The organism is Sphingomonas kyeonggiensis (genome assembly GCF_014196745.1).
Classification (GTDB): Bacteria; Pseudomonadota; Alphaproteobacteria; order Sphingomonadales; family Sphingomonadaceae; genus Sphingomonas; species Sphingomonas kyeonggiensis.
In genome coordinates this window covers 78,372-101,633 of sequence record NZ_JACIEH010000003.1, presented here as the reverse complement: position 1 = coordinate 101,633, position 23,262 = coordinate 78,372, and the positions used below count along the sequence as shown (strand labels likewise).

Sequence of the window (23,262 nt, the reverse complement as noted above, 5' to 3'; positions counted from 1 at the left end):
CCCTTGGAACGAAAACGTGCCGGTCCTGCTATGCCTGTGACACTGCCGCGTCAATCAAATGGCGCTTCCTGCGAGACGTTCTCAGTCACCCTCAGGTCCTGATAACAGGCGCTTCCTTCGGCCGGCGGGCCCCTTCGCGCCGGCAATTGCTCGACCCGGATCACGCGCACCTTGCCATAGAGCGGGAAGGCGACGACGCAGCCGATGCGCACCGTGGCGGAGCTGCGCTCGATGCGGCGGCCGTCGATGCGCAGCGTGCCCTTCTCGGCGATCGCCTGCGCCGCCGAGCGCGTCTTGGCGAGGCGCGACCACCAGAGGAACCGGTCGATCCGCATCGCCGCGCCCTCAGCCATGTTTCAGCTCCGCGAGCACCGCAAAGGCATTGTCGCGCGGCGGCGCCTTGGGCTTGGGCGGCGCGACCAGGCCCTGCCAGATCCAGCGCTGCGGCTCGCCGTCCATGCCCCGGGCGGTGCGGAAGCCGAGCTGCGCCATCAGTCGCGCCAGCGTCTCGGGCGTAAGTCCCATCGACGTGGCGAGCGCCGGATCGGGGGTGAAGGGCTTGCGGCCCCCCTTGTTCTCCTTGGCGCGGCTGTCATGCGCGGCGCGGGCGATCCGCTCGACCAGGTCGACCCGCACCGCCTGCGCGCCGAGCGGACGATAGCCGTGCGGCAAGTCGGCGCCCGGCGTGCCGCGCGGCAGCACGGTGGCACCTTCGCGCGGCGCTTCGGCCAGGCCCATCAGCTCGCGTCGCCAGCGTGCCGCGGCAGGCTTGAGCAGGGCGGGGGCGAAGATGTCGAGCGTGCCGATGGTGATGCCGAGCTTGCGCAGCCGCTGGCGTGCCGGCGTGTCGAGCGCCTCGAGCAGCGTCGCGGCGGCGCGGCGCGGCAGCAGCCCGCCCGCCTCGAGCAGCGCGGCGGCGAGTGCACGCAGCGGCGAGCCGGCCTGCGGGTCGCGCGTCGCCTCGTCGAGCTTGCCCAGCACGGTGAGGTGCCTGCCGATCTGGTCGGCGAACCAGCGCTCGACCCGGGCCTGCACGGCGGCCTTGGCCTGGGGTTCGAGCACGTCGAGCGAACGGTCGAGCCGGATGCGCGGACGGGCGATATTGGGGCCGGGCTCCAGCGCGGCCACCGCCACGCCGTTCCAGCTAAGCACCGCGCCGACGAGCGCGATGTCCGTGTCGGGCGCGTCGATCAGCGCCTGGCCGCGCTTGCGATACTCCTTGCCGAGCCGCTTCTCGGCGGCGGCGAGCAGCATGCGCTTGTCCGAGGCCCGCGCCTCGGGCGCCACCGAGAAACGGAAGCCGGTGAGCGTGCCGAGCGCATGCTCCTCGACCGTAACTTCGCCTTCCGGCCCGATCTCGACAGGCAGGTTCGAGGCATCGGCGCCGATCTGGCGGAGCAGCACGGTGGTGCGCTTGTCGACGAAGCGCTGGGTGAGGCTGGCGTGGAGCGCGTCGGAGAGCTTCTCCTCCACCGCGCGGGTCCGTTCGGCCCAGTGTATCGGGTCCTCCAGCCAGTCGGCGCGGTGGGCGATATAGGCCCAGCTGCGCGCCGCCGCGATGCGCCCGGCGAGCGTCTCGACATCGCCGCCCATATTGTCGAGCCGCTGGATCTCGTCGGCGAACCATTGGTGCGGAACATGGCCGCGTCCTTCGGAGAGATGCCCGAACAGGCGGCCGACGAAGCGACTGTGCGGCTCGGCGCCGAGCTTGCGGAAATCGGGCAGGCCGCACGCCGCCCAGAGCCGCTTGACCATCGCCGGCGAGCGCACCCGCTGGCGAACCCAATCCTCCTCGGACAGGCGCTTGAGCACCGAGAGGTCGACCGCTTCGGGGGCGGCGCGCAGCACCTCGCTGTGCGGCTTGGCCTCCAGGCTGGCGATCAGCGCCTCGACGCTGCCGAAATCCGGTTCGCCCTGGCGCCAGAACAGCTTTTCGAGCGGCGGCACCCGGTGCGCCTCGATCGCCAGCACTTCCTCCGGCGTGAAGGCGCCGGGACCCTCCTCGTGCAGCGCGCCGAAGGTGCCGTCCCGCTGGTGGCGCCCGGCGCGGCCGGCGATCTGCGCCATCTCGGCGATGGTCAGCCGGCGCTGGCGGCGCCCGTCGAACTTGGTGAGCGAGGCGAAGGCGACATGGTGCACGTCCATGTTGAGCCCCATGCCGATCGCATCGGTGGCGACGAGATAATCGACCTCGCCGGCCTGGAACATCGCGACCTGGGCGTTGCGGGTGCGCGGGGACAGCGCGCCCATCACCACCGCCGCGCCGCCCCGGAGGCGCCGCAGGGCCTCGGCCACCGCATAGACTTCCTCGGCGCTGAACGCGACGATCGCCGAGCGGCGGGGCAGGCGGGAAAGCTTCTTGGCGCCGGCATAGCTCAAGGTCGAGAAGCGCGGCCGGCCGATCACCTCCGCCTCGGGCACCAGCGCCTTGAGCATCGGCTTCAGCGAATCCGAGCCGAGGATCATCGTCTCCTCGCGGCCGCGGGCGCGCAGCAGCCGGTCGGTGAAGACATGGCCGCGCTCGGGATCGGCGCCGAGCTGCGCCTCGTCCAGTCCGACGAACGCGACCTCGCGCTCCAGCGGCATCGATTCGGCGGTACACAGGAACCAGCGCGCCTTGGGCGGGCAGATCTTCTCCTCGCCGGTGATCAGCGCGACCTCGGCGTCGCTGCCCTTCATTTTCACAACGCGATCATAGACTTCGCGCGCCAGCAGCCGCAGCGGGAAGCCGATCATGCCACTGGCATGACCCGCCATCCGCTCCACTGCCAGGTGCGTCTTGCCGGTGTTGGTCGGGCCCAGCACGGCGGTGATCTCGGAACGCGCGAAACGACTCATTGCAGTTCCCAAGATCGTTCCGAGTCAGCCCTTAAGCAACTCCCCCGGATTGGTGATTCGCCTTAACCATGTTGGAATTACTCACGAATATGCTGAGAGCTTCGCTTCATCGGCGAGCCGGCACAACTCGCCGCACGAGTCGGCCCCAGACCGGGTACTTAATTTGACTTTAAGCCCTGCCTTGCAGAGTGATTATGTCGGTAGCCGGGGGTTTACGGCACGACATCGACGACCTTTTGGGGGGCGTTGCGCCTTGTATTTGCGGAGTGACCATGGAGAGGGCCTGACGGGCGGAGCCGCATCGGCACGCGCCGCGGCCCCTGCGCGTGGCTTCTCCGCCCGGTTGAGCGAGCGCTTGGCCGACTTCGAATTCGCCCCCGATCTCGGCTCGCGCATCGGCACGCTGACCTGGTATCGCGGCGCCGCGACCTGTGTCGGGCTGATCACCGCTACCCTGCTCCTCGCGCCCGGCTTCGAGAACCCGATCTACGGCACCGTCCCCGCGCCGGTTTCCGGTGCCGAGTTCGACGCGACCCAGGCCCAGGCGATCAAGCCGATCGGCATGGGTTCGGGCACCGGTGCGCGCCTGGCCGCGACCAATCTCGTCGCGCCGCTGAGCGACACGCCGGAGCGCCCGATCCTCGAAGGCTCGACCAAATATACCGGCTCGCTGCTCGGTTCGCTGCTGCGCTCGGGTGTGGGCAAGACCGACGCGAACATGGTCGAGCAGCTGGTCACCAAGGCAGTGGCGAGCGGCGACCTCCAGCCCGGTACCCTGCTCGACTACACGCTCGGCCGCCGCGTCGACAAATCGCAGCCGCGCCCGCTCGAGAAGCTCGAGATGCGCGCGCGCTTCGACCTCAAGCTCGAAGTCGCCCGCAATGGCGGCGCGCTCGATCTCAAGCAGATCCCGATCGCGATCGACCGGACGCCGCTGCGCATCCAGGGCACGATCGGCTCCTCGCTCTATCGCTCCGCCCGCGCCGCCGGCGCTCCGGCCAAGGCGGTCGAGAGCTATATCCGCACGCTCGCCACCCGCACGCCCGTCTCGCGGCTGGGGTCGGACTGCAGGTTCGACATCATCGTCGGCCAGGCGCGCGCCGAGACCGGCGAAGTGCAGCTCGGCAGCCTGATGTACGCCGGCGTCAGCGGCTGCGCGAGCAAGGTGCAGCTCGCGCCGTTCGAGCAAGGCGGCAAGACCACCTGGTTCGATGGTGCCGGCAAGGGCAACTCGACCGGCGCGATGGCGATGCCGGCCAATGGCCGCTTTTCCTCGGGCTTCGGCATGCGCCGCCACCCGATCCTCGGCTATACCCGCATGCACAAGGGCGTCGATATCGCTGCGCCTTGGGGCTCGCCGGTGTTCGCTGCCAGCGACGGCGTCGTCCAGTTCGCCGGCCGCAGCAGCGGCTATGGCAACTTCATCAAGGTCACGCACGGCAATGGCTATGGCACCGGCTATGGCCATCTCAGCCGTATCTTCGTCCGCAATGGCGAGACGGTGCGTCGCGGCCAGCGGATCGGCGCGGTGGGCAATACCGGCCTTTCGACCGGCCCGCACCTCCACTATGAGCTGTACCGCAACGGCATGGCGGTGAACCCGCGCTCGGTGTCGTTCACCTCGACCCAGCAGCTCACCGGCGGCGATCTCGGCGAGTTCAAGGCGCAGCTCAACCGGCTGCTCTCGGTGCCCGTCGGCCATGGCGCGGTGAAGGACGCCGAGGACTGAGGCGCATCCGCGTTCGACGCATGCGATCCGTGGAACCCGCTATGCCCGAACTTGCAATGTAGGATTTCGCCTGCTCCATACTGGTGGATGCGAGCTCCTGTCCTCTTCCGCACCGATTGCGTCCGCCGCGATCCCTTGCGGGGGAGGGGAGAACAGGGGCCCCGTGCCATAAACTTCGTAAACTTCCGCGCATCGGGGCGGGCGCGAATCGGCGCTGGTTCGCCGGGGCGATCGGCCTTCGGGCCTCCGGCACGGGCTGAAATCGACGCCGCCCTTTTGCACTGCACCGCAAACGCGGTATCGCTGCGATGCAATGGACCTCTACCTCCCGATCGCCAACCTGTCGGTCAACGCGCTCGTCATCGTGGCGCTGGGCTTTGGCGTCGGGCTGCTCTCGGGCATGTTCGGGGTGGGCGGGGGCTTCCTCACCACGCCGTTGCTGATCTTCTACGGCATCCCGCCGACCGTTGCCGCCGCATCCGCCGCCAGCCAGGTGACCGGTGCCAGCGTCTCGGGCGTGCTCGCGCATTTCCGCCGGGGCGGAGTCGATCTGCACATGGGGGCGGTGCTGGTGGTAGGCGGCGTGATCGGCAGCATTGCCGGGGCGGGCCTGTTCACCCTGCTCCAGAAGAGCGGCCAGATCGATGTGGTGATCGGCGTGCTCTATGTGCTGATGCTCGGATCGATCGGCGGGCTGATGCTGCACGAATCGGTCCAGGCGATCCGGGTGACGCGCGGTGCCCGCCCGCCGCGCCCGCGCAAGCGGCGGCATCATCCGCTGGTCGCGATGCTCCCCCTGCGGTGGCGCTTCTATTCCTCGGGCCTCTACATCTCGCCGCTCGCGCCACTGCTGCTCGGCTTCTTCACCGGCATCCTGACCGTGCTGCTCGGCGTCGGCGGCGGGTTCATCCTGGTGCCGGCGATGCTCTATCTGCTCGGCATGGGCACCCAGGTCGTGGTCGGCACCTCGCTGTTCCAGATCCTGTTCGTCACCGCGGCGGCGACGATGGTCCACGCCACGACGACCAAGGCGGTCGACATCGTCCTTGCCGCGCTGCTGCTGCTCGGATCGGTGGTCGGCGCGCAGATGGGCGCGCGTTTCGCGCTGGCGGTGAAGCCCGAATATCTGCGCTTCATCCTCGCGGTGATCGTGCTGCTCGTCGCGGTGCGCATGCTGCTCGGCCTCGCCTGGCAGCCGGACGAGATCTATTCGGTGGAGCTGTTGTGAAACGGTTCGCGCTGCTCCTCCTGGCCCCCCTGCTGATGGGGCAGGCCAAGCCGGTGCTGGTCCCCGATGTCTCGCAGCGCGACATCGAGATCGCCTATTCCTTCACCGGTGCCGAGCTGCTGCTGTTCGGCGCGATCCTCTATCCCGGCGGCCGTGCGCCCGGGCAGGACGAGAAGCCCGCCGACATCGTCGTGGTGGTGAAGGGGCCGACCCAATCGGTGCAGGTGCGCGAGAAGGAGAAGGTCGCCGGCATCTGGGTCAACGCCCAGCGGATGCGCTATCGCTCGGCGCCCAGCTTCTACGCGATCGCCTCGTCGCGCCCGATCGACCGGATCGTCGACGAACGTACGCGCGCGATCTACGAGCTCGGCGTCGATAGTCTGCAGCTTTCGCCAGCCTCGGGCGCCACGCCCGAAGTGCAGGCCCGCTTCGACAAGGGGCTCGAGGATCTGCGTGCCAGCACCGGCCTCTATTACCAGGCGCCCGGTGCGGTGGAGATCACCGATGGCGTGCTGTATCGCGCCCGGCTGGCGATTCCGGCGCGCGTGCCGATCGGCAAGTTCACCGCCGAGACCTTCCTGATTCGCGACGGCCGGGTGCTCGCCGCCGCCGTACGCGGGATCGAGATCCGCAAATCAGGCTTCGAGCGCTTCGTCGCGCATTCGGCAGAACACTATTCGGTACTCTACGGTATCGTTGCCGTTGCCCTCTCGATTCTCTTCGGTTGGGGCGCCGGCGCGATCTGGAAGCGCTTCTAGGGGCGGTCGGGACTCATCCAATATTTACCTCCGCTGGCGCAGATTGCGTGCGTCAATGGGGAGCAGCCGAATGGACGGCCAATTTGGCGCGCGCGGGTTTGAAGGCGCGGCGTCGGTTTCTGTGAATGAGGGCCTGCCCTCGCGCGCGCCGATCGAGCCGATCGGCGCGGTGCTGGAGATCGCCGGTTCCTCGAGCCAGGTGCTGATCGATCCGGAGGCGCTGAACGCGCTCGCCAGCCATGGCGACCCCACCGTCGCCAATGCCGGCCAGGTCGGCAGCCAGGTGAAGGTGCGCGTCGGCGCGACCTGGCTGATCGCGAACGTCCGCTCGCTCAAACTTCAGGGCGACCATATCGCCGCGTACATCGACTTCCTGGGCGAGGGCGATGAGGAGCGGCTGACCGGCAAGCTCTACAAGTTCCGCCGCGGCGTGACGCGCTATCCGACGCCGGGCGCCCCGGTGTTCCCGGTCTCGACCGCGGACCTGAAGCAGATCTACGCGGCCGAGGACCGGGCGCATATCGAGATTGGCAATGTCTATCCGACCAAGGACATCCGCGCGGCGCTCTATGTCGATTCGATGCTCGGCAAGCATTTCGCGCTGCTCGGCTCGACCGGTACCGGTAAGTCGACCGCGGCGGCGCTGATCCTCCACCGTATCTGCGAGCTCGCGCCGCAGGGCCATGTCGTGATGATCGATCCGCACGGCGAATATGGCAGCGCATTCAAGACCACCGGCGCGCTGTACGACGTCACCAACCTGCAGATGCCCTATTGGCTGATGAACTTCGAGGAACATTGCGAAGTGTTCCTCACCACCGAGGGCTCGGACCGGCAGGTGGATGCGGACATCCTCGCCAAGTGCGTGCTCGCGGCGAAGCAGAAGAACCGGCTGGCCGCCGAGATCGGCAAGCTCACCGTCGATGCGCCGATCCCCTATCTCCTGTCGGACCTGACCCAGATCCTGCAGCTCGAAATGGGCAAGATGGACAAGTCGACCGACACGGCGCCCTATCTGCGCATCCGTGCCAAGATCGACGAGATCAAGGGCGATCCGCGCTACGCCTTCATGTTCTCGGGCATGCTGGTGGCGGACACGATGGCGAGCTTCCTGTCGCGCGTCTTCCGCCTGCCGGGCGACGGCAAGCCGATCTCGATCATCGACGTGTCGGGCGTGCCGAGCGAGATCACCTCCGTGGTGGTTGCGGTGCTCAGCCGCATGGTGTTCGACTTCGCGATCTGGTCGCGCGGGGAGAACAAGCGGCCGATCCTACTCGTCTGCGAGGAGGCCCACCGCTACGTCCCCAACGAGCGCAATGCCGATGGCTCGTCGGTCGGCCGGATCCTCAGCCGGATCGCCAAGGAAGGCCGCAAGTACGGCGTCTCGCTGGGCCTGATCACGCAGCGCCCGTCGGATCTGGCCGAAGGCGTGCTCTCCCAGTGCGGCACGATCCTGTCGATGCGCCTCAACAACGAGCGCGACCAGGCTTTCGTGAAGGCGGCAATGCCCGAAGGTGCGCGCGGCTTCCTCGATTCGATCCCGGCGCTTCGGAACCGCGAGTGCATCGCGGTGGGCGAGGGTGTCGCCACGCCGATCCGCCTGTTGTTCGACAATCTCGAGGACAACAAGCGGCCGGCTTCGGACGATCCGCTCTTCTCCGAGCTGTGGCGCGATACCGGCGGCGAGGAGCAGATCCTCGAGCGCACGATCCGCCGCTGGCGCGCGCAGGGCAAGTAGGCTCTAGAAATCGGCACCGAGGGTGAGCGCGAGGCCCGAGCCGGGCCTTGCCTCGCCGGCGACGCGCTGCCGCCAGTCCAGCGCCAGGCGAAGGTTGCGCACTGCCAGCGTCGCCGAGGGACCGACATCGAGCCTTTGCGCGTCGCGTTGCACGGCACCCCAGGCGCCCGCGCCCAGGCCGAGACGTAGGGGTCCGCTCGCTCCCATCATCCGCATGCCGCGAGCCGCGCCATCGGCATAGGGTTCGGCGCGTCGCCGCAGTACCGCTCCGGCCTGGCCATAGGCCTCCAGGCGGAAGCCGCGCCAGTCCCGGTCGATTCCCGCGATGGCGCCGATCCCGGTGCCGCCGGGATTGCCGTCGAGCCCGAAACGGCGTTCGGCGACCAGCCGGACCGGTGCACGGGTCGGCTGCCATTCCAGGCCCAGTGCCGCCTCCCGGCCCTTGCCGGATAGCGGGGCGGTGACGCGGCCATAGGCGGCGATCCGCTGGCGCGGTGCGACCAGCCAGGCGACTCTCGCCCCGGCCTGGCCGCCGCCGATCTGTCCGCCGGGTGCCGCCACCGGGCTGCCATTGCCCCGCGCGACCATCCACAGGCTCAGCGACCAGCGATCGGGCAGCGGATCGAGCCGTTCGGGGGCGGGCATCGCCATGGGCGGCAGCGATGTCCGCGCCGGTGTCACGGCGAAGGACGGCTGCAGGGGCTCGGCTTCGCCATATTGGGCGAGCGCCATCAGTGCGAGCTGCACGCGGGGATCGTCGTCGCCGAGCGGGAGGCGATAGCGGGGCGGCAGCGGCGCGGATGTCCTTTGGAGCGAATGTTTCCCGGCCACGGGCTGCCGGACGTGCGGGGTCTGGGGCAGGGGTTCCGTCCCGGCGAGGGGCAGGGCGGCCTGGATCGCGGCGGGCAGCGAACCGGTCTGCGGCCAGAGCATCGCCACGCGCGCGCCCGTCCAGGTGACAGCGACCATCGCCAGGAAGCGTAGTGGCCGCCCGCGTCCGATCATCCGCCTTCTGCCGGTTTGAGATCGGGGAAACGGTGCGCGGTCTTGTCCCAGCGGGGCGGGGCGCCGGCGAGCATGCGGACATAGAGGCCGAGCGCGCGCCGTGCGGCGAGCAGCGCGACGGCGTTGCTCGAGAAGATGCGCGGTACCGACCACAGGCCTTCGCGCCAGCCATAGGCGCGGGTGACGAAGGCGGCGCGGACGGCTAGGCGCCAGGTCAGCAGCGCGAAATTCGCCAGGAGCAATGCCTGCATCAGCGGCGACTGGTCGGGTGGCACGCTGCCCGCGAGCAGATGGGCGCCGAACGAAATTCCCCAGGCGACGATCGACAGATAGGCGAGGGCGAGCACCGGGATCTCCAGCGTCGCGCGGCGGTCACGCATCCGCATCCAGTTGTCGCCGATCTGCCGCCAGCCGCCCCAGCCCGTCCGGTCCCAGCCGGCGAGCGCGATGCCGGTCATCCAGCGCGCCTTCTGCCGTACTGCCGCCTCGATCGTGTCGGGGAAATAGGCGCGCACCGCCACCAGCGGGCCGCCCGGCGCCTCCGCGATCCGGACCAATCGGGCCGGCGCGCCGAGCGCCGCGATCGCGAAGCCCAGTTCGTAGTCTTCGGTCAGGCTGGTCGCGTCGAACGGCGCACCGTCGCGCAAGTCGGCGAGCCGCCCCAGCACGTCTCGTCGGATCGCGCAGCCGACCCCGGCGAACGGCAGCCCTGCGCCGATCGCCTGACGGACGACCAGCGATCGACCATGGCTCTCTGCGAACTCATCCAAATAATGCCCGGCGAAGAAGCGCGAATGCGCATGGGCGAGCGGCAGCACCGGCAGCTGCACCGCCGGATGCGTGAGCAGCTCCCGGGCATAGACGCGCAGCTCGAGCGGATGGACCAGGTCTTCGGCATCGTGCAGCGCCACCGCGCTGGCGGTGAAGCCTTCCGCCGCCTCGTCGCGCAGCAGCGCGCGCCACAAGGTGTTGAGGCAGTCCGCCTTGGTCGTTCCGCCCGGGCGCGGACCGATCACCAGTCGGACGCGTGCGTCCATGAGGGCGACTTCGGCCACCGCCGTGATGGTCGCCGGATCATTGGGATAGGCGCCGACATAGATCCGGTAGTCCGGGTGATCGAAGCGTTCGAGCGCCGAGCGTAGCATCTCGCCGATCACCGCGGCCTCGTCCCAGGCGGGCACGAAGACCGCGATCCGGCCGGCCGGAACCGCCTCGTCGAGCGTGGGCGGGAGCGCCTCGCGACCGCGCAGCCGCCGCGACGCGTAGATCAGGTCGACGAGCAGGTCGTCGATCCCGCCGACGACGAACCACAGCGCCGCGAACAGGGTCATCTCGCGCGCCACGACATCCATGACAGTGATCAGCGCCTCCCCAGTCGGCACCGCGAGCCCCTCCGATTCGGAAGCGGAATTAAGCCGTGCCGCTGACGGAACGATCAAGCGGCGCAGTGCATTTTGGCTCCGAAACGGACGCGGTTGATTCGTCGCTGGACTCGCAACAGGGCCCGGCTATCGTGCCGCCGCTGCCCGAGGGGAGGTTGCCACCATGAAGCTTGTTGCCCGTCTAGGCGTTTTGGCGCTGGTCCTGGCGCCGATCGGCGCCGTCACTGCGTTCGGCGACAACAGCCCGCAGGTGGAGATGGCGACGCCCGGCGTCGGGGACGGCGCGATCGAGCGCTTCACTGCCCGCTTCAACGTGCCGATGGTGCCGCTGGGCGACCCGCGTGCCGAATCCCCCTTCAAGGTCGATTGCCCCACCGGCGGCCAGGGCCGCTGGGTCGACCAGCAGACCTATGTCCACGAATTCGCCAGCCCGCTCCCCGGCGGGGTCACCTGCAAGTTCACCCTGCGCGACGGGATCAAGAGCCTGTCGGGCTACGACCTGCAGGGCCAGAAGGAATTCACCGTCGATTCGGGCGGCCCGATCGCCCGCGCGGTGCTGCCCAATCGCTATGGCAGCGAGATCGAGGAAGACCAGGTCTTCGTCGTGGCGGCTAACCTCGCGCCCGATCCCGCCTCGGTCGGTGCCAATGCCTATTGCGCGGTCGATGGCCTGGGCGAGAAGATCCCGGTCGACGTGCTGCCTGCCGATGTCGCGCCCAAGCTGCTCGCCGATCTCGGCACCGATCGCTGGCAGGTCCAGAGCTTCCTGAGCGAGGCAGGACTGCCCCAGGCGCTGCCGGAAAAGGCCGAGGATCGCGCCAAGTCGCTCGCCAGCGTGGTGGCGGTGAAGTGCCGCCGCCCGCTGCCGCCGGGCCGGGACATGGCGTTGGTTTGGGGGAAGGATATCAAAAGCGCCTCGGGACGCGCCGCCGGCACCGATCAACGCTTCGATTTCACCGTCCGCAAGGAATTCAGCGCCCGCTTCGAATGCTCGCGCGTCAACCCGACCGCGGGCTGCAGCCCGGTGCAGGACGCCTGGGTGCGCTTCTCCGCCCCGATCCCCAAGGCGCAGGCGGAAGCCGTCCGCATCAAGGCGGCCGACGGCAAGGAGCTGAAGCCGATCTTCGGGGACGACGACAAGAACAAGGCGACCGTCGCCGACCTGAAGTTCAAGGCGCCGCTGCCGGCCGAGACCACCGCCAAGGTCGTCTTCCCCGCCAACATCACCGACGAGAGCGGCCGCAAGCTCGCCAATGCCGAGCGCTTCCCGCTCGACGTGAAGTTCGACGCGCCGCCGCCGCTGGTGAAGTTCGCCGGCAATTTCGGCATTCTGGAAGCTAGGGAAGGCGGCGTCCTCCCGGTCACCGTCCGCAATGTCGAGCCCGACCTGCAGGGCATGCAGATGGCGGTGTCGGGCCAGAGCCTGAAGGTCGAGGGCGGCGATGGCGAGATCGCCAAGTGGTTCCGCGCGCTCGCCGACGCGGCCGAGGACAAGTCCGACGAAGTGAAGCGCGGCGAAGAAACCGTGAGGATCAACCAGACCGGCGCCAAGCCGCTGCTCACGCCCGCCACCGGCAAGCCGCTCAAGATCGGCCTGCCCGGCAAGGGCAAGGAGTTCGAGGTCGTCGGCATCCCGCTCGGCAAACCGGGCTTCTACATCGTCGAGCTGGCCAGCCCGCGGCTGGGCGAGGCGCTGCTCGGGCGCAAGGCGCCGCGCTATGTCGCCACCGGCGCGCTCGTCACCAACATGAGCGTCCATTTCAAATGGGGCCGCGACCAGTCACTGGTCTGGGTCACCGCGCTCGACAGCGGCCAGGGCGTTGGCGAGGCCGAGGTGCGCATCACCGACAGCTGCACCGGCCAGCTGCTCGCCAAGGGCAAGACCGATGCCTCGGGCCGCCTCGGCGTCCCCGCCGGCCTGCCCGCGCCGGAGACCTATACGAGCTGCGAGAACGACTCGAGCCCGCTGATGATCTCGGCACGCAAGGCCGACGATTTCAGCTTCACCCTCACCCAATGGGGCGAGGGCATCCGCCCGTTCGACTTCGACCTCAACTATGGCTGGTCGGCGCCGGAGGAGAAGTTCCACACCGTGTTCGACCGTTCGCTCGTCCGCCAGGGCGAGACGGTGCACATGAAGCACATCGTGCGCACGCCGATCGCGACCGGCTTCAGCGCCTCGCCGGCGTTCAGCGGCACGCTGCGGCTCAGCCACCGCGGCTCGGACACCCAGTACGACCTGCCGCTTGCCATCGACCAGAACGGCGTGGGCGAGACCGAGTGGACCGCGCCGCAGGGCGCCAAGATGGGCGATTACGACCTCACCGTCCTCACCAAGGACGGCGAGGGCAAGGAGAAGACGATCTGGACCGGCCAGTCGTTCAAGGTCGACGAGTACAAGCTGCCGACGATGAAGGCATCGGTCGCCGGGCCCAAGGACGCCGCGGTGCGCCCCTCCACGCTGCCGCTCGACCTGTTCGTCGGCTATCTCTCGGGTGGCGGTGCCGCCAGCCTGCCCGTCGAGACGCGGATCGGCTATTTCGCCGACTTCAAGACCCCCGAAGACTATGACGGCTACAGCTTCGGCGGCCGGGCGATGATCGAAGGCACCAAGCCGATGAACGGCGAGGGCGAGGACGAAGAGGTCAAGCTGCCGCCGACCCAGACGTTGCCGGCCACGCTCGGCGCGGATGGCACCAGCCGGATCAATGCCGAGGTGCCGCAGACGCTCGAGCAGAACACCACGATGCTGGTCGAGATGGATTATCAGGACGCCAATGGCCAGATCCTGACCTCGTCGCGGCGCATCCCGATCTTCACATCGGGCGTCCAGCTCGGCGTGAAGACCGATGGCTGGCTGATGAAGCAGGACGATCTGCGCCTGCGCTTCGTCGCGCTCGACACCAATGGCAAGCCGATCGCCAACCAGGCGATCTCGGTCGAGCTGTACAGCCGCGAGATCCTCACCGCGCGGCGCCGGCTGATCGGCGGCTTCTACGCGTACGACAACCAGATGAAGACCACGCGGCTGAGCGCCACCTGCTCGGCGACCACCGACGCCCAGGGCCTGGCGAGCTGCGCGCTCGACCCCGGTGTCTCGGGCGAGGTCTATGCGGTGGCGACCACCAAGGACGCCAATGGCAATGTCGCGCGGGCGACCAAGTCGGTCTGGCTGGTCGGCGATGACGACTGGTGGTTCGGCGGCGACAATGGCGACCGCATGGACGTCATCCCCGAGAAGCTCGAGTACAAGGCGGGCGAAACTGCGAAGTTCCAGGTCCGCATGCCCTTCCGCGACGCGACCGCGCTGGTCACCGTCGAGCGCGAAGGCGTGCTCTCCAGCTTCGTCGTCGGGCTGACCGGCAAGGACCCGGTGATCGAAGTGCCGATGCCGGGCGATTATGCGCCGGACGTGTTCGTCTCGGTCATGGCGGTGCGCGGTCGCGTGACCGGCTGGCAGAACTGGCGCTCGAACATCGCGCGCGACTGGGGCGGTCCCTGGTCGAAGGACGGCGGCGAGCCGACCGCGACGGTCGATCTCGCCAAGCCCGCCTATCGCCTGGGCATCGCCAAGGTGAAGGTCGGCTGGGAAGGCCATAAGCTCGACGTTGCGGTGAAGGCCGACAAGCCGAGCTATGCCGCGCGCGACAATGCGCAGGTCGACGTCACGGTGAAGACGCCCGACGGCAAGCCGGCCGCCAGCGCCGACGTCGCCTTTGTCGCGGTGGACGAGGCGCTGCTCCAGCTCTCGCCGAACGAGAGCTGGGACGTGCTGACCGCGATGATGGGCGATCGCCCGATCTCGGTGCTCACCTCGACCGCGCAGACCCAAGTGGTCGGCAAGCGCCACTATGGCAAGAAGGCCGTCGAGGCCGGCGGCGGCGGTGGCGGCGATCTCTCCGGGCTCAACCGCGAGAATTTCCAGCCGGTGCTGCTGTGGAAGGGCAAGGTCGCGCTTGATGCCAATGGGCATGCGAAGGTGCAGGTGCCGCTCAACGACGCGCTGACGTCGTTCAAGCTCGTCGCGATCGCCACTTCGGGCCCGCAGCTGTTCGGCACGGGCAGCGCGAGCATCCGCTCGTCGCAGGACCTCACCATCTATGCGGGCGTGCCGCAGCTGGTGCGCACCGGCGACCAGTTCGGCGCGATGTTCACGCTGCGCAACGGATCGAGCAAGCCGATGAAGGTCACCGCCACGGTGGCGCTCAACCCGGCCTATGCGACCGGCAAGCCGCTGACTGTCGAGATCCCGGCGGGCGGCGCCGCGCCGGTGGTGTGGAACCTCACCGCGCCGCCGCGCGACGGCAAGCTCAGCTGGACGGTCACCGCCAAGTCGGCGGACGGCAAGTCGGCCGACAAGGTCACGGTGGCGCAGGTCGTGGCGCCGGCCGTGCCGGTCGAGACCTGGGCGGCGACGCTCGGCCGGGTCGGCACGGGCACGCAATTCCCGATCGCGCCGCCGGCGGGTGCGCTGCCCGGCTTCGGCGCGGTCGAGGTGAGCCTGACCGACAGCCTCGCCCCGCCGCTTTCGGGCGTGCGCGAGTACATGTCCGCCTATCCGTACAACTGCCTCGAGCAGCGCACGTCGCGCGCGATCGCGCTGGGCGATACGGGGATGTGGAACCTGATCGCCAGCGACATCCCGGCCTATCAGGACGGTGACGGCCTGCTGCGCTACTGGCCGGGCGACTGGCCGGGCTCCGAGGCGCTGACCGCCTATATCCTGTCGGCCAGTGGTGAGGCGGGCCTGCCGCTGCCGGAAGGCCCCAAGGGCAAGATGCTCGAGGCGATGAAGGCCGTACTCGACGGGCGTCTGCGTCACGAGGACTATGGCGATGTCCGCCTGCAGCGTGTCGCTGCCTTCACCGCGCTGGCGCGCCAGGGCGCGGCGACTTCGGCGATGCTCGGCCAGATCGGCATGGCGCCGGCCGAGATGCCGACCAGCACGCTTTCCGACTATGCCATGGCGCTCGGCAAGGTGCAGGGCCTGGCCAATGGCCAGCAGCTCCGCATCGATGCCGAGAAGGTGCTGCGCACGCGCCTGGTCTATGAGGGCACCCGCGTCGACATCTCGGACAAGGGGCACATGGCCTGGTGGCTGATGTCGTCGGACGACGAAGCGGCGATCAAGGTGCTGCTCGCCACGCTCGGCCGCCCCGGCTGGGAGAATGACTCGGCCAAGCTGATGGTGGGCATCGCCGCCCGCCAGCAGCGGGGGCATTGGGACACCACGACTGCCAATGCCTGGGGCACGATCCTCGCGCGGCGCTTCATGGGGCTCTACCCGGCCGAGGCGATCGCGGGCGTGACCACTGCCAGCTTCGGCAGTGCGAGCCCGCTGAGCCTGAACTGGCCGCTCGCTGAGCCGCAGCGCAGCTTCAGCTTCCCGCTGCCCGCCCAGGCCACGCCGCTGGTGCTGAACCAGTCGAGTGCGGCCGGTCCCTGGGCGTTCGTCCGGGTGAAGGCGGCGGTGCCGCTCACCCAGCCGCTGATGGCCGGGTACAAGGCGACCAAGAAGGTCGAGGCCGTGAAGCAGGCGGTCGCCGGCCGCTGGACGCGCGGCGACGTGGTCAAGGTGACGATCAGCGTCGAGGCTTCGGCCGAGCGCAACTGGGTGGTGATCAACGATCCGGTGCCCGCGGGCGCGACGATCGTCGGCAATCTCGGCGGCCAGTCGGAGATGCTCGCCAAGGACGCCGGCACCAGCGAAGGCGTCTCGCCCAGCTATATCGAGCGCGGCAATGACAGCTGGCGCGCCTTCTATGGCTGGGTGCCGCGCGGCAGCTTCACCGTGTCGTACGTGATGCGGCTCGACGCGGCGGGCAAGTTCAACCTGCCCGCGACCCGGATCGAGGCGATGTATGCGCCCGAGATCCGCGCGCAGCTGCCCAATGCCGTGCTGTCCGTGGCGCAGCGGTGACGGCGAAGGAGGCACTCGACCACCTCCTCGCCTTCGCCCGCCGCTGGACGAAGCGCATCGACGATGCCCCCGAGGCGCTGCATGCTTGGTTCGGGCGGGAGCGGGCGGCGTGGAAGGACAAGGGGTGGCGTGGCGTCGTCACCCCGCCGCGCGTGGTCGGCACGGTGCTCGGCCTGTTCCTGCTGGTGTCGGGGAGCTTCTGGTGGGTGACGCGCCCGCCGGCGCTGCCCGACTATTCGGCGGTTCGGGCCGGCTGGCATCCGTCCGAGGCCTGGCTCTACGACCGGCACGGCGTGCTGATCGACTCCAGCCGCATCGACTACCAGGCGCGCCGCCTTGCCTGGACCCGGCTGCAGGACGTTTCCCCGGTCGCGCGCGATATCCTGATCGCCGCCGAGGATCGCCGTTTCCGCGCGCATGGCGGCGTCGACTGGATGGCGCTGACCGGCGCGGCGCGCGACCGGATCGAGGGCAAGCGCGGGCGCGGCGCTTCGACCCTGTCGATGCAGGTCGCCGCCTATCTCGCCCCCGATCTCGCCGCGCCGGGCAGCCGCGGGGTGCGCGAGAAGCTTCGCCAGATGCGCGCGGCGTGGAGCCTCGAATCGCGTTGGAGCAAGGACCAGATCCTCGAGGCCTATCTCAACCTCGCCGGCTTCCGCGGCGAGGCGCAGGGGATCGGCGCCGCCGCGCTCGGCCTGTTCGGCAAGACGCCGGCGACGCTGACCCGCGACGATGCGCTGCTGCTCGCCGCCCTGCTGCCCAATCCGCAGGCAGTACCGGGCGAAGTCGCGCGCCGGGCCTGCGCGCTGAGCCGCGACAGGGATTGCACCCGCTTCGCCGGCGCCGCTGCCTCGATGCTCGGCCCGGCGCGCAGCCTCGCGCTCGATCCGGGGCTGGCGCCGCATCTCTCGGCCGAACTGCTGACCAAGCCGGGCGCGAAGATCACCACCACGCTCGATGCCGGCATCCAGCGCGCCGCGATCACCGCGCTCAAGCGCCAGCTCCAGGGGCTGGGCGGCAGCCGCGCGCGCGATGGCGCGGTGATCGTGGTCGACAATGCGAGCGGCGACGTGCTCGCCTATGTCGGCGGGATCGGCGGCGAGAGCACCGCGCCGGCAGTCGATGGCGCCTCGGCCTATCGCCAGGCGGGTTCGACGCTGAAGCCGTTCCTCTACGCGATGGGCATCGAGAAGGGCTATCTCACCGCCGCCTCGATCCTCGACGATTCCCCGGTCCAGCTCGACACCGCCTCGGGCCTCTACGTGCCGCAGAATTACGACAAGGCGTTCAAGGGGCCGGTCTCGGCGCGCATCGCGCTGGCCGGCTCGCTCAACGTGCCGGCAGTGCGCACCCTGCTGCTCACCGGGGTCGATGCGTTCCGCGACCGGCTATGGGACACCGGCTATCGCGGGCTGGTCGAGGACGGGCAATATTATGGCTATTCGCTCGCGCTCGGATCGGCCGAAGTGACGTTGATGGAGCAGGTCGACGCCTATCGCAGCCTGGCGCTTGCGGGGCGCTGGTCGCCGCTTCGCCTGACGATGGACGCCAAGACCGAGGCGCCGCGGCGCACCACCACGCCCGAGGCTGCCTGGATCGTCGCCGACATGCTCGCCGATCCCAATGCGCGGGCCGGCACGTTCGGGGTCGATTCGGCGCTGCGCCTGCCTTTCTGGGCGGCGGTGAAGACCGGCACGTCCAAGGCGATGCGCGACAATTGGTGCGTCGGCTTCACCGATCGCTTCACCGTGGGTGTGTGGGTCGGCAATCTCGAGGGCGATCCGATGCGTGCCGTCTCGGGCACCAGCGGCGCGGCGCCGGTGTGGCGCGACGTGATGCTGGCGCTCAATGAGGCGAACCCCGGCAAGGCGCCGCCGCGCCCGGCCGATATCGAGGAGCGCCAGATCCGCTTCGCCGCCGGGATCGAGCAGCCGCGCCGCGAATATTTCCTGAAGGGCACCGGGCTCGACCGCGTCGCCTATGCCCCGGCCGAGGCGCGCCGGCCGCGGATCGTCAATCCGGTCGCGGGCAGCGTCTATGCGCTCGATCCCGATATCCCCCAGGACAATCAGCGCCTGGCGATTTCGGTGTCCGGCCAGGCGCTTGGCCACCGGCTGATTCTCGACAAGCGCGACCTGGGCACCGCCGATTCGCACCCGCTGATCCTCGCCCCGCCGGGCAAGCATCGCCTCGCCTTGGTCGACCTGGACGGCAAGGTCGTCGACCAGGTGCTGTTCACCATCCGATAGCGCGTAAAATCGGGGAATGTTGAGGGAGCGAAACGCTGATTCGGGCGTTTCGGCAAATGGTCCCACCCCCTTTCGGGACCGTGCCCAACGGCACCGGCCGCACGGCCCAAAGGGCGGTGCGGCCGAAGCCTTTGATCTTGCGAGATTACCAGTAGAAGCCGGGGATCGTGCGGATCACGATGCCGCGCCGCGTGTCGATCAGCAGCACGTCGTTATAGTGGCGCACCCAGCTCTGGTAGCGGTCCGCGCGCGGCAGGTGATAGCGCCACGGATCGGCGATCACATAGCGCGAGCCATAATAGCTCGGGGCGATCCGGCCGCCGGCGCGGAACGCATTGTAGCGGAACGGCGCGTTCCAGCTGCCGCGCGAATAGAGTGCGCGGTTGCGATCGCGATTGTAGCGCCAGTCGTCACGCGCCCAGGCGCGGTCCCGGTCGCGCAGGTCTTCGCGATATTCGCGGTGCGCCTCGCGCACGTCGCGCCGCTCGTCCCGGATGTCGCGACGGTCGCCGCGGCGATGGGCATCGCGCAGCTGGCGCTCCTGCTGGCGGATATCCTGGCGGTCGCGGCGCAGCTCCTCGCGCGACTGGGCATTGGCTGCGGTCGGCAGCGCCACGGCCGGCATCGCGACGGCGGCGAGCAGCGCGGCGGTTACGAACGTCTTCATGTCTTCCTCCAAAGCACTGACCGGATTTGCTTTCCGGTAGAGCGCCTGTTTGGAGAAGCCTCGCTGAACGGCCCGGGAACGGCGCCGTCAGCGAAATGAAAGGCGCAGGCCGCGGCCAGCTACTAGGGGCCGTTGCCGCCGCCACCGCCCGGGCCACCGGTACCCGGCGCGCCGACGGTGCCGATATTGCCGAACAGATCCTCGAAGAAGCCGCGCTTGTGGCCCAGCGTCGGGGTGGTCTTGCCGTACGGATCGACCGAGGCGATCAGGTCCTTGCCGGTCCGGTCGACCGCGGCGACGTTGCCCTTCGCGTCGAAGGTGATGCGCAGCGTCGTCTGGTCCTTCGCCTTCAGGCCCTGATAGCCGAGGTTCGCGCTCTGGCGGGAGATGTAATACCACTCGCCTTCGTTGAACTGGCTGGTGAAGGTCGGGCGGCCCAGCGTCTGGAGCACCGATTCGCGCGTATCGATGCCGGGCTGGACCGAATCGACCAGCTCGGTGTCGATGATATAGCCCTGGTGGGTGCGCACCGGCACGCAGGCGGTGGTGCCAAGCGCGGCTGCCAGCAGGGCGGCGCCAAGCGCGCGGGCGGGAATCGACATTCTGGTCTCCAGGCAAACGCGTACCGGCGTCACGCATTGCATCGCACGCCGTTCGCCTCAATATGCGGCAAAATGCGGCCAAACAAGGTCGCGCTCCCAGATAGCAGGACCGAACCGGCACATGCGCTTGCTCCAGCGGCTCTTCCAGGCTCCCGACCGCGGTGCCGCCCCGATTCTCTACGCCGCGATCGTCGCGCGCGGTCGCCAGCCGCACTGGTACGAAGCCGGCGCGGTACCCGACACGATCGACGGCCGGTTCGACATGATCGCCGCGGTGATGAGCCTGGCGCTGCTCCGGCTCGAACAGGACGAGGCGGCGGTGCCGTTCAGCACGCACCTCACCGAAGTGTTCATCGACGACATGGACGGCCAGCTGCGCCAGATCGGCATCGGCGACATCGTCGTCGGCAAGCATGTCGGCAAGATGATGGGGATGCTCGGCGGCCGGCTGGGCGCCTATCGCGAGGGCCTGGCAGGGAATACGCTGGGCGAAGCGCTGGTCCGCAACCTCTATCGTGGCGAGGCGCCGGACCCGCAAGCGCTCGCCCATGTCGAGACCGAGCTGCGCGCCCTTCATGCGAAGCTGAGCGAGACGCCGGTCGCCACCCTGATCGCCGGAGAGCTGGCATGATCCAGAACGAGTTCAACCGCCCGCAGCGGCTCGACACGATCGGCGCCGGCGAGAGCCAGATCCAGGTCCAGGCCGAGCCGGCCGAGCGCATCGCGCTGGCCGAGCGTTTCGGCCTCAAGTCGATCGGCAACCTCACCGCCGACTATCGCATCCGCCGCGACGCGCAGGGCATCATCGCCACCGGCCATCTCTCGGCCAAGGTGGTCCAGGCCTGTGTGATCACCGACGACCCCGTGCCCGCCCGGATCGAGGAGGATTTCGCGATCCGCTTCCTGCCCGAGAGCGAAGGTGAGGACAGCGACGACGAGACCGAGCTGAGCGAGGACGAGTGCGACATCGTCTTCTATTCGGGCGGCGCGATCGATCTGGGCGAGGCGGCGGCCGAGACGCTGGCGCTGGCGCTCGACCCCTATCCGCGCAGCCCCGCCGCCGAGGCCGCGCTGCGCGATGCCGGGGTGATCAGCGAGGACGAGGCGAAGCGGCTCGCCGAGGAAAGCGGCCCGTTCGGTGGTCTGGCCGGCCTGAGGGACAAGCTGGGCAAGGGTTGAGGCGGACCGAGGGGCAACATGCCCCTTCGATCCTCCCCCTAACGGGGAGGATTCTGAATATCGTACGCCCTCAGGCGGCTTCGCTCTCGTCTTTGTCGACGATGCCGGCGCGCTCTCGGCGATCGACCGAGAGCTCGAACACGTCGTGCCGCGCCTGGGCGCCATCGACGTCCATCGTCGCCAGCCCGCGATCGACTTCGTCCAGGTCGATCTCGGCGATCAGCAGTTCGGGCGCGGTGCCGGCCTGGGCGATCACCACGCCGTCGGGCGCCAGGATCGCGCTGTGGCCGCGCTGGATCTGGCCGTCGGGAAGGCGATCGAGCAGCTTGCGCGCCGATCCGTCGCCGCCGGCCTTCTCATAGCCGGCGATCAGCTCCTGCTTGTACTGGATGGTGCCGGCCGCGAGGACGAAGGCACGGCCCTCATAGGCATAATGCGCCGAGGCGAGCATCGCGATGTCGGTGACTTGCGGCCAGGCGGCGACGTGCACCGTCTCGCCCTCGTGATGCATCGCTGCGCGGGCCAGGGGCATCCAATGCTCGGTCGAGGCGAGCTGGCCGATCTTGCCCCAGGGCGCGGTGTGCAGCCCCAGCGTCGATCCGTCGCCGCGCCCGAGCATCAGCTTCTCGGCGGGTGTCAGGATCAGCTTGCGGTGGCGGAGCACCGGCGCCTTGGGCCGGAACAGGAATTGCGTAGCGTAGAGGCTCTGGCGGACCCGCTCATAGCCGCCGATCGACACCGCGACATCGGCGATGTCCACCGTCCATTGCAGCGGCTGGAAGCGCGGATCGTCGCCGCGGATCGCCTGGTCGAGCAGCAGCGCGTGCAGCTCGCGGGTGCCGGGATGATCCCAGAGGCGTGCGGGGGCGATATGCTCGAGCCAGGCCGGATAGCCGCCCAGAAAGCCTTCCCCAAAGGCGATGACGCGCGCGCCCTTCTCGATCGCCTCGCGCGCCTTGGCAATGGCTCGGTCCAGCCCAGCGCCGATGGCGAGGGGAACCGGCGAATCCTGTACGATGGCGACCTTGAGCTTTTTCGTCACTCGACCCAGTCCAACCCGATCTCACGGTAAAGCGAACGGTCTTCCTGCCATTCCGGCCTTACCTTCACGTGAAGATAGAGATGAACCTTTACGCCCATGAGACGGGAAAGCTCCGCGCGGGCACGGGCGCCGATCTCCTTGATGCGGGTGCCGCCCTTGCCGAGCACGATCGCGCGCTGGGTCTCGCGCTCGACCAGGATCTGCTGGTGGATCTCGACCGATCCGTCCTCGCGTTCCTTGTACTGTTCGGTCTCGATCGCGCTCGAATAGGGCAGTTCCTGGTGGAGCTGGAGATAGAGCTGCTCGCGGGTCACTTCGGCGGCGAGCATGCGATCGGTCGCGTCGCTCACCTGGTCCTCGGGGAAGTGCCAGGGGCATTCGGGCATCGCTACGGCCAGCGCTGCCTTCAGCTCGGGCACGCCGTCGCCGGTCTGGGCCGAGACGAAATAGGTCTCGTCGAACGGCAGGATCTCGTTGAGCTTGGCGGCGTGACCCAGGAGTCGCGGCTTGTCGGCCACATCGACCTTGTTGAGGATCAGGATCTTGCGCTCGCGCCGGCCCTTCAGGCTCTCGATCACGGTGTGAACCTTGGGGCCGATGCCGCCCTTGCCATCGACGATCAGCGCGATCAGGTCGGCACCCTCGGCGCCTTCCCAGGCGGCGGCGACCATCGCGCGGTCGAGCCGGCGCTCGGGGGTGAAGATGCCCGGCGTGTCGACCAGGATCAGCTGGGCGTCGCCCTCGATCGCGATGCCCATCACCCGGGTGCGCGTGGTCTGTGCCTTGGGGCTGACGATCGCGACCTTCTGGCCGACCAGCGCATTGACCAGCGTGGACTTGCCGGCGTTGGGAGCGCCGACGATCGCGATCAGGCCGCAGTGCTGGGTGGGGAGGGTGTCGGTCATATCAGTTCCAAATTCCCCTT

The 23,262-nt window shown here is 69.0% G+C and carries 16 protein-coding genes; 8 read left to right on the top strand and 8 right to left on the bottom strand.

Annotation, left to right across the window (positions count from 1 at the left end; translation table 11 throughout):
• Positions 1-50: 50 nt before the first annotated feature.
• Together GGR46_RS15495 and GGR46_RS15490 are read right to left on the bottom strand one after the other, a co-directional pair.
• On the bottom strand, positions 51-353 hold the full coding sequence (locus tag GGR46_RS15495) for an RNA-binding S4 domain-containing protein (protein ID WP_246426182.1): 303 nt from the start codon (positions 351-353) through the stop codon (positions 51-53).
• Positions 346-2,838, bottom strand: a complete 2,493-nt coding sequence (locus tag GGR46_RS15490; RefSeq protein ID WP_183998945.1) for a helicase-related protein — start codon at positions 2,836-2,838, stop codon at positions 346-348. Before GGR46_RS15490 ends, GGR46_RS15495 begins: the two co-directional genes overlap by 8 nt.
• A 355-nt stretch (positions 2,839-3,193) precedes the next feature.
• Here GGR46_RS15490 and GGR46_RS15485 point away from each other — a divergent pair, with 355 nt between their 5' ends.
• From GGR46_RS15485 to GGR46_RS15470, 4 genes are all read left to right on the top strand, one after another.
• Positions 3,194-4,567 (top strand): M23 family metallopeptidase, encoded by a 1,374-nt coding sequence (locus tag GGR46_RS15485; RefSeq protein WP_246426181.1) that lies wholly within the window; start codon positions 3,194-3,196, stop codon positions 4,565-4,567.
• Positions 4,568-4,880: 313 nt separating this feature from the next.
• The gene (locus GGR46_RS15480) at positions 4,881-5,795 is read left to right on the top strand and encodes a sulfite exporter TauE/SafE family protein (protein WP_183998943.1); all 915 of its coding nucleotides are present in this window, start codon (positions 4,881-4,883) and stop codon (positions 5,793-5,795) included.
• Between the two features lie 35 nt (positions 5,796-5,830).
• Positions 5,831-6,553, top strand: a complete 723-nt coding sequence (locus tag GGR46_RS15475) for a TIGR02186 family protein (protein ID WP_184000047.1) — start codon at positions 5,831-5,833, stop codon at positions 6,551-6,553.
• Between the two features lie 70 nt (positions 6,554-6,623).
• Positions 6,624-8,291: an ATP-binding protein gene (locus tag GGR46_RS15470; protein WP_183998942.1), complete on the top strand. Its 1,668-nt coding sequence runs from the start codon at positions 6,624-6,626 to the stop codon at positions 8,289-8,291.
• A gap of 3 nt (positions 8,292-8,294) precedes the next feature.
• On the opposite strand, the gene GGR46_RS15465 is transcribed toward GGR46_RS15470, so the two are convergent.
• Both GGR46_RS15465 and GGR46_RS15460 read right to left on the bottom strand, forming a co-directional pair.
• The gene (locus tag GGR46_RS15465) at positions 8,295-9,260 is read right to left on the bottom strand and encodes a hypothetical protein (protein ID WP_246426180.1); all 966 of its coding nucleotides are present in this window, start codon (positions 9,258-9,260) and stop codon (positions 8,295-8,297) included.
• A 32-nt stretch (positions 9,261-9,292) separates the two neighbouring features.
• On the bottom strand, positions 9,293-10,678 hold the full coding sequence (locus GGR46_RS15460) for a glycosyl transferase family protein (RefSeq protein ID WP_343058193.1): 1,386 nt from the start codon (positions 10,676-10,678) through the stop codon (positions 9,293-9,295).
• A 163-nt stretch (positions 10,679-10,841) separates the two neighbouring features.
• Between GGR46_RS15460 and GGR46_RS15455 the strand changes: the two genes are divergently transcribed.
• Positions 10,842-16,598 (top strand): alpha-2-macroglobulin family protein, encoded by a 5,757-nt coding sequence (locus GGR46_RS15455; protein ID WP_183998941.1) that lies wholly within the window; start codon positions 10,842-10,844, stop codon positions 16,596-16,598.
• A gap of 152 nt (positions 16,599-16,750) precedes the next feature.
• Positions 16,751-18,847 (top strand): penicillin-binding protein 1C, encoded by a 2,097-nt coding sequence (pbpC, locus tag GGR46_RS15450; RefSeq protein WP_184000044.1) that lies wholly within the window; start codon positions 16,751-16,753, stop codon positions 18,845-18,847.
• A gap of 145 nt (positions 18,848-18,992) precedes the next feature.
• On the opposite strand, the gene GGR46_RS15445 is transcribed toward pbpC, so the two are convergent.
• Together GGR46_RS15445 and GGR46_RS15440 are read right to left on the bottom strand one after the other, a co-directional pair.
• The gene (locus GGR46_RS15445) at positions 18,993-19,514 is read right to left on the bottom strand and encodes an RcnB family protein (protein ID WP_183998940.1); all 522 of its coding nucleotides are present in this window, start codon (positions 19,512-19,514) and stop codon (positions 18,993-18,995) included.
• Positions 19,515-19,636: 122 nt separating this feature from the next.
• Positions 19,637-20,116, bottom strand: coding sequence for an outer membrane protein assembly factor BamE (locus GGR46_RS15440; RefSeq protein WP_183998939.1), 480 nt, complete (start codon positions 20,114-20,116; stop codon positions 19,637-19,639).
• Between the two features lie 121 nt (positions 20,117-20,237).
• On the opposite strand from GGR46_RS15440, the gene GGR46_RS15435 reads away from it, so the two are divergent.
• Together GGR46_RS15435 and GGR46_RS15430 are read left to right on the top strand one after the other, a co-directional pair.
• A complete protein-coding gene (locus GGR46_RS15435) occupies positions 20,238-20,747 on the top strand; it encodes a ubiquinol-cytochrome C chaperone family protein (RefSeq protein ID WP_183998938.1) in 510 nt (169 codons plus the stop codon).
• Positions 20,744-21,295 carry a YceD family protein gene (locus GGR46_RS15430; RefSeq protein WP_183998937.1) on the top strand — a complete coding sequence of 184 codons (552 nt, stop codon included), beginning with the start codon at positions 20,744-20,746 and terminating at the stop codon, positions 21,293-21,295. The genes GGR46_RS15435 and GGR46_RS15430 overlap by 4 nt, the downstream gene beginning before the upstream one ends.
• 70 nt (positions 21,296-21,365) lie before the next feature.
• Here the strand turns inward: GGR46_RS15430 and GGR46_RS15425 are convergent, their stop codons facing one another.
• Positions 21,366-22,337: a nitrilase-related carbon-nitrogen hydrolase gene (locus GGR46_RS15425; RefSeq protein WP_183998936.1), complete on the bottom strand. Its 972-nt coding sequence runs from the start codon at positions 22,335-22,337 to the stop codon at positions 21,366-21,368.
• Entirely contained in the window at positions 22,334-23,242 is a 909-nt protein-coding gene (gene era / locus GGR46_RS15420) for a GTPase Era (protein WP_183998935.1), read from the bottom strand. The genes GGR46_RS15425 and era overlap by 4 nt, the downstream gene beginning before the upstream one ends.
• Positions 23,243-23,262: the final 20 nt, after the last annotated feature.